This is a genomic window from Nocardioides sp. Root190 (genome assembly GCF_001428565.1).
GTDB lineage: Bacteria > Actinomycetota > Actinomycetes > Propionibacteriales > Nocardioidaceae > Nocardioides.
The window spans coordinates 109176-115512 of sequence record NZ_LMIA01000002.1; the positions used below are offsets into that span (position 1 = coordinate 109176).

A 6337-nucleotide genomic window follows, 5' to 3' on the forward strand; every position below is an offset into this window, starting at 1 on the left:
GACGGGTACCGTCTGCCGCGTGAGCGCGATTCCGGCAGCGCAGGGGCTGCGAACCTGCTCGCGCACTGCGTGTGCGCGTCGAGCAGTGGCGACCCTGACCTACGTGTACGCCGACTCGACGGCCGTCCTCGGCCCGCTGGCGACCTTCGCCGAGCCGCACGCCTACGACCTGTGCGACCAGCACAGCGAGCGTCTCTCGGCCCCGCGTGGGTGGGAGGTGCTCCGGCTCGCCCTGGGCACCCAGCAGTCCGGCCCGAGCGGTGACGACCTGCTCGCCCTCGCCGACGCGGTCCGGGAAGCAGCACGCCCCGTGCGCCCGCCGGTCGAGCAGCCGCGCGAGACCGGCCGCGAGACGGCCCGCAAGGGTCATCTGCGCATGCTCACCTCTGACGACTGACCGGCAGCGACCGGTGGACGGGCGTCCACTAGTGTCAGGCCCATGGCCAGCGCCACGACCTCCCCGGACAACCTGAGCAAGGTCTTCAAGGCCTACGACGTGCGTGGCATCGTCGGTGAGCAACTCGACGAGGACCTCGCCCGCGCGGCGGGTGCGGCCTACGTCGAGGTCCTCGGCGTCGACGCGATCGTCGTCGGCTACGACATGCGGCCGAGCTCGCCGGCCCTGGCCGGTGCCTTCGCGGACGGTGCGACCAATGCGGGCGCTGACGTCACGATGATCGGGCTCGCCTCGACCGACCAGCTGTACTTCGCCTCGGGCCACCTCGAGCTGCCGGGCGCGATGTTCACCGCCAGCCACAATCCGGCTGCCTACAACGGCATCAAGATGTGTCGTGCGTTCGCCCAGCCGGTCGGCGTGGAGAGCGGCCTGGCCGAGATCCGCGACCGGATCGCCGCTTCGGAGACCTCCGCCGCCGGCAACGGTGCGACGAACGGGCGGACCGGTTCGATCGGTTCCCATGACGTGCTGCAGGCGTACGCCGCCCACCTGCTGGCCCTCGCTCCGGTGACCGGCCGCACGCTCAAGGTCGTCGTCGACGCCGGCAACGGCATGGCGGGGCACACGGCTCCCGCCGTCTTCGACCGGCTGGCGGGACAGGTCGAGATGGTGCCGATGTACTTCGAGCTGGACGGCACCTTCCCCAACCACGAGGCCAACCCGATCGAGCCCGCCAACCTGGTCGACCTCCAGAAGCGGGTCATCGCCGAGCGCGCCGACATCGGTCTGGCCTTCGACGGCGACGCCGACCGCTGCTTCCTCGTCGACGAGCGCGGCGAGCTGGTCTCGCCGTCCACGCTGACGGCGCTGATCGCGGCCCGCGAGCTGGCCAAGGAGCCGGGCTCGACGATCATCCACAACCTGATCACCTCGCGGGCGGTGCCCGAGATCGTCACCGAGCTCGGTGGCAAGCCCGTGCGGACCCGGGTCGGTCACTCCTACATCAAGGCGACGATGGCCGAGACCGACGCCATCTTCGGTGGCGAGCACAGTGGTCACTTCTACTTCCGAGACTTCTGGCGTGCCGACTCCGGGATGCTCGCCGCGCTGCACGCGATGGCGGCGCTGGCCGAGGCCGACGTGCCGCTCTCCGCGCTGCTGGAGAGCTACGAGCGCTACCCGCTGAGCGGCGAGATCAACAGCACGGTCGAGAACCAGGGCGCCGTGCTGGCGACGCTGGAGGACACCTACGGCGGCCGCGACGGCGTCTCGATCGACAAGCTCGACGGGCTGAGCATCAGCCATGCCGACTGGGCGTTCAACGTCCGTGCCTCCAACACCGAGCCGCTGCTGCGGCTCAACGCCGAAGGAAAGGACGAGCCCACCATGGCCCGAGTCCGCGACGAAGCCCTTGCGATCATCCGGGGTGGCAAGTGAGCACCCCCGAGATCTCGCCCGAGCTGCTGGCGATCATCGTCTGCCCCGCCTGCCACGGCGACCTCATCGTGACGGCGGCCGACGCCGGGACCGAGCTGGTCTGCGGTGGCTGCGGCCTGGCCTACCCCGTGCGCGACGGCATCCCGGTGCTGCTCGTCGACGAGGCCCGCAAGCCGGTCTGAGAGGCCTCGCCATGGTCTGGTTCGACGAATCCCGCCTGGACGACGAGCGTGCGCTCGCCACGGCCGACCTGCGCCTGCGCAGCCTTGCCGAGGCCGGTGCGCGGGTACGCCGCGAGGTCGGTGAGTCGGCCGAGGCGATCGCCGAGGCGGTGGGCCGGGTGGGCGAGAGTCGGCCCCGCGCGGTCATCGCGGCAGGTCCGGACTCACGGCTCCTGCGAGCGGTCCTCGAGCCGTTCTGCCCCGTCCCGTTCGTGGCCTGGCCCGCACCGGCGCTGCCCGGCTGGGCCGGGAGCCTGGACCTCGTCGTGGTCCTCGCCCCCGAGGGCGGCGACCCCGGCACCGCACTCGCGGTGGCCGAAGCAGCACGTCGGGGCTGCCAGCTGGTCGTGGCGGCACCACCGGACTCGCTCGTCGCGGAGCACGCCACCGGTCGGTGGACGACGTTGCTGCCGACCCGGACCGGTGACCAGCTCGCGACCGCGGTCGCGATGTTGTCCTTCCTCGACCAGGTCCAGCTGGGCCCGACCGCGGACCCGGAGGCCGTCGCTGAGGCGCTCGACGTCGTCGCCATCGCCTCGTCCCCGAACCGCGACATCTCGATCAACCCCGCCAAGATGCTCGCCATCTCGCTCGCCGACGCCAGCCCGCTGGTGTGGGGCGGCTCCGTGCTCGCGGCCCGCGCGGCCCGCCGGGTCGCCGAGTCGATCCGTCGTACCTCCGGCCGCACCGCCCTCGCGGGCGACGCCGAGCACCTCCTGCCGGTCGTCGAGGCCGCCCGGCCGCGCAACGTCTTCGCCGACCCGTTCGCGGACGAGTCGGGGGAGCGGCGTCCGGTGCTCGTGATCCTCGACGACGGGGTCGACGACCCGGTCGTGCGCGACCAGCGGATCCGGCTCGAACAGGCCGCGCTGGGACACGACGTGCGCATCGAGCACGTCTCCTCCGAGGCGGTCGGCAACGTCAGCCGCTACGCCTCGCTGCTGCTCAACGGCACCTACGCGGCGGAGTACCTCCGCCTGGGTCTCGTCGACGACTGACAGTCCCTGACGGTCGGTGAGACCTGGGTCACGGGTCTCCTCCGGCCCCGGCCGGGTACCACTCCCCAATGCCGTCCTCGCGTGATCCGTGGCTCGACAACGCCAAGATGGGTCTGATCGTCCTCGTGGTGGTCGGCCACACCTGGGCGCTGCTCCCGTTCGACGGCCCGAGCGGTCACCTGTACGACTTCGTGTACCTGTGGCACATGCCGGCGTTCGTGTTCCTCTCCGGCTACCTCTCGCGCAGCTTCACCTACGCCCCCGAGCGGATGTGGCAGCTCGTCACCACGCTGCTCGTGCCCTACGTCCTCTTCGAGGGCGCGCTGGCCCTGTTCCGGCTGCACGTCGGGGGAGAGCAGCTCGACGACCTGTGGGCCGATCCGCACTTCCCGATGTGGTACCTCCTCGCGCTGGTCGTGTGGCGCCTGCTGACCCCCGTCCTGCGCCCGCTGCCGGGTGCGGCGCTGGTCGCCCTCGGCGTGTGCGTGGCCAGCGGCTTCCTCGGCGGGGAGTGGACCGAGCTGATGGACCTGCCGCGCATCCTCGGCTTCCTGCCCTTCTTCGTGCTCGGGGTGGCCACCACCCCTGAGCGTCTCGCCTGGGTGCGGGGCCGGTTCCCGGCGGTGCTCGGCGTGGCGTCCTTCGCCCTCCTCGCGCTGCTCGCAGTGCGCCTCGACGACTGGGCAGGCCGTTCCTACCTCTACTACCGGCCCTTCGAGGGCACGGACGACTCCACCACGACCGCTGTGCTGACGCGGCTGATGGTGGTGGGTGCGGGTCTGCTCGGCACCTTCGCGTGGCTGGCGCTGGTGCCCCGCCTCGACGGCTGGTTCGCGCGGATGGGTTCGGCGACGATGGTCGTCTACCTGTTCCACGGGTTTGCGATGAAGGGCGCCGAGTACGCCGGTGCGCCGGCCCTCTTCGAGGGCCACCCGTGGTTCGGGGCTCTCGCCGCGACCGGCTTCGGTGCAGCCGTCGCCCTGGGCCTGGCCTCGCCCCCAGTGCGACGCCTGCTCGGGCACCTGGCCGACCCGTTCAGCACGGCTCAGCGCCGGGTCCGCGAAGCGGTGGATCTCGCGGTCGTCGTACGCGAACAGGAGGAGGCGGACGAGCCGGCTCCCAGCGGCCGGTAGCCTTCGCCCCATGCCCCTCACCGGAGCCCGTCCATGAGCGCCGGCCTGTTCGGCCTGCTCGACGACGTCGCCGCCATCGCCAAGCTCGCCGCCGCCTCCATCGACGACGTCGGCGCTGCCGCCGGCCGCGCCACTGCCAAGGCTGCCGGCGTGGTGGTCGACGACACCGCCGTGACGCCGCAGTACGTCCAGGGCCTGGCCGCGGAGCGCGAGCTCCCGATCATCAAGCAGATCGCGATCGGCTCGATCCGCAACAAGCTGCTGCTGATCCTGCCGGCCGCCCTGCTGCTCAGCGAGTTCCTCCCGGACCTCCTGCCGGTCATCCTGATGGCCGGTGGCACGTTCCTCGCCTACGAGGGCGCGCACAAGGTCTGGCACCTGTTCACGCACCACGACGACCACGCCACTCCGGCGACCGAGGTCGGTCCGGAGGCGGAGAAGGCGATGGTCGCGGGCGCCGTGCGCACCGACCTGATCCTGTCGGCGGAGATCATGGTGATCGCCCTGGACGAGGTCGCGGACGAGAGCTTCTGGGCTCGCCTGGCGATCCTCGTCGTGGTCGCCTTCGTCATCACCGTGGTCGTGTACGGCGTGGTGGCGTTGATCGTGAAGATGGACGACGCCGGCCTGAGCCTCTCCCAGCGCTCCTCGGCGTTCGCGCAGAAGGTCGGCCACAGCATGGTCGCCGCGATGCCGAAGCTGCTGTCCTTCATCTCCATCGTCGGCACCGTCGCGATGCTCTGGGTCGGCGGGCACATCCTGCTCGTCAACATCCACGACGTCGGCTGGTGGCACGCCCCCTACGAGTGGGTCCACGACGTCGAGCACGACATCGAGCACGCCGTGAGTGGTTTCCTCGGCAGCACGCTGGCCTGGCTCGCCAACACCGGCATCTCCGCGGTGATCGGCCTGGTCGTCGGAGCTGTCGTGGTCGCGATCATCCAGGTGCTCCCGTCCAAGGGCGCCAAGGACCCGGTGGAGCACCACGCCGCCGGTGGGGCCGACGGGGCCGCCGGGACTGCGGTGAAGGACGACTCAGCGCCCTGACGGCTCAGCGCCGTGCGCGCCGTAGCGTCCACGCGCCGGCCGCCGCGAAGGGAACCGGCAGGAGGGTCGCCACGAGTCCGCCGCCCCGGCCGACGGACCGGATCGAGGCGGCGCCCACCAGCACGTCGAGGCTGTCGCTCGCGAGGCCCGCGCCTCCCCAGTGCGACGCGGACCGCTCCGGCGCAAGGACTGCGCCAGCGCCGAGGACGCTGTCGCGGACGCCGATCGTGCGCATCAGGAGCTGGAACGACGGGTCGTCACTGCGTCCGATGATGCGCGGGGCCGCCAGAAGGGCGACCCCGACGGCGAAGCGGACGGCGCCGAGGGCGCGGACGCCGCGGGTGGAGACCGGGGCTGAGGACATGCTCGAAGACTAGGACCGACTCAGCCGCCGACGCAGTCGTTCGAGCCGGAGTGGCAGGGAACGTAGGAGGGGTTCTCGGCCGGCGGCTCGGGCTCGGTCAGCTCCCGGAAGTCGATCTGCGGCACCGCGAACAGCAAGGCCACCGCCGCGGCCAGCGCCGTCACCGCGAGGTGCCACACGAACGCCAGCGTCGCCCGCCGTCGCGCCGCGAGAGCCAGGCTCGCCAGCACCGCAACACCCAGCGCCCCGGCGAGCAGTCGGTAGGTGAGGATCTCCTGGTCGCTCGGTCCCGAGCAGTGCGCGCCGAGGCAGAAGTAGACCCCGAACCCGTGCCACGCGACGGCGAAGGTCAGCAGGATCGCGGCGATGGAGGCGCTGGCCTCGGCGGCGCCAGCAGGACGTCGTACGAGGGCGGAGGGCATGGACGAATGCTCGGCGACACCGCGCCGTCCGTCATGAGCACGGGCGCTCAGCCGTCGTGATCAGGGCTCGGTGGCCCGGGGTGGGTCGAGTGCCCTCGTGCCGCCGGGGCCGACGAGGAAGAGCCGGCCGTGGGGGCTGGTCCAGAGGAAGTGCCCGGGTGTGAGGCTCAGGTAGCGCCACTCGCTGAAGGTCTTGGCTCTGTGATGTCGTCTGCAGAGTGGGTGGAGGTTGCAGGGGCAGGTGGGTCCGCCCTTGCGATGTGGGATCTCGTGGTCGATGTCGCACTTGGCGGCGGGTGTCGTGCAGTTGGGGAAGCT

9 protein-coding genes are annotated in these 6337 nt (G+C 71.5%); 6 read left to right on the forward strand and 3 right to left on the reverse strand.

The features are described 5' to 3' along the window. The first annotated feature begins 19 nt into the window (after positions 1-19). The 6 genes from ASE01_RS03860 to ASE01_RS03885 all read left to right on the forward strand — a co-directional run bounded on the left by ASE01_RS03860 (position 20) and on the right by ASE01_RS03885 (position 5233). Entirely contained in the window at positions 20-397 is a 378-nt protein-coding gene (locus ASE01_RS03860) for a DUF3499 domain-containing protein (protein WP_200958749.1), read from the forward strand. Positions 398-439: 42 nt separating this feature from the next. Next, on the forward strand, positions 440-1834 hold the full coding sequence (locus ASE01_RS03865) for a phosphomannomutase/phosphoglucomutase (RefSeq protein ID WP_056748711.1): 1395 nt from the start codon (positions 440-442) through the stop codon (positions 1832-1834). A gap of 11 nt (positions 1835-1845) precedes the next feature. Further along, the gene (locus ASE01_RS03870) at positions 1846-2016 is read left to right on the forward strand and encodes a Trm112 family protein (RefSeq protein ID WP_157537075.1); all 171 of its coding nucleotides are present in this window, start codon (positions 1846-1848) and stop codon (positions 2014-2016) included. Positions 2017-2027: 11 nt separating this feature from the next. After that, a complete protein-coding gene (locus ASE01_RS03875; protein WP_056748713.1) occupies positions 2028-3053 on the forward strand; it encodes an SIS domain-containing protein in 1026 nt (341 codons plus the stop codon). 68 nt (positions 3054-3121) lie between these two features. Further along, positions 3122-4186 (forward strand): acyltransferase family protein, encoded by a 1065-nt coding sequence (locus ASE01_RS03880; RefSeq protein ID WP_056748714.1) that lies wholly within the window; start codon positions 3122-3124, stop codon positions 4184-4186. Between the two features lie 33 nt (positions 4187-4219). Continuing rightward, complete coding sequence (locus ASE01_RS03885) at positions 4220-5233, forward strand: DUF808 domain-containing protein (RefSeq protein ID WP_056748715.1); 1014 nt, start codon at positions 4220-4222, stop codon at positions 5231-5233. A 4-nt stretch (positions 5234-5237) separates the two neighbouring features. On the opposite strand, the gene ASE01_RS03890 is transcribed toward ASE01_RS03885, so the two are convergent. From ASE01_RS03890 to ASE01_RS25165, 3 genes are all read right to left on the reverse strand, one after another. Continuing rightward, positions 5238-5597, reverse strand: coding sequence for a hypothetical protein (locus ASE01_RS03890; RefSeq protein WP_056748716.1), 360 nt, complete (start codon positions 5595-5597; stop codon positions 5238-5240). Positions 5598-5617: 20 nt separating this feature from the next. Continuing rightward, positions 5618-6019, reverse strand: coding sequence for a DUF6234 family protein (locus ASE01_RS03895; protein WP_056748717.1), 402 nt, complete (start codon positions 6017-6019; stop codon positions 5618-5620). A 60-nt stretch (positions 6020-6079) separates the two neighbouring features. Beyond that, a partial coding sequence (locus ASE01_RS25165) for an HNH endonuclease signature motif containing protein (protein ID WP_235535851.1) occupies positions 6080-6337 on the reverse strand: 258 nt, incomplete at its 5' end.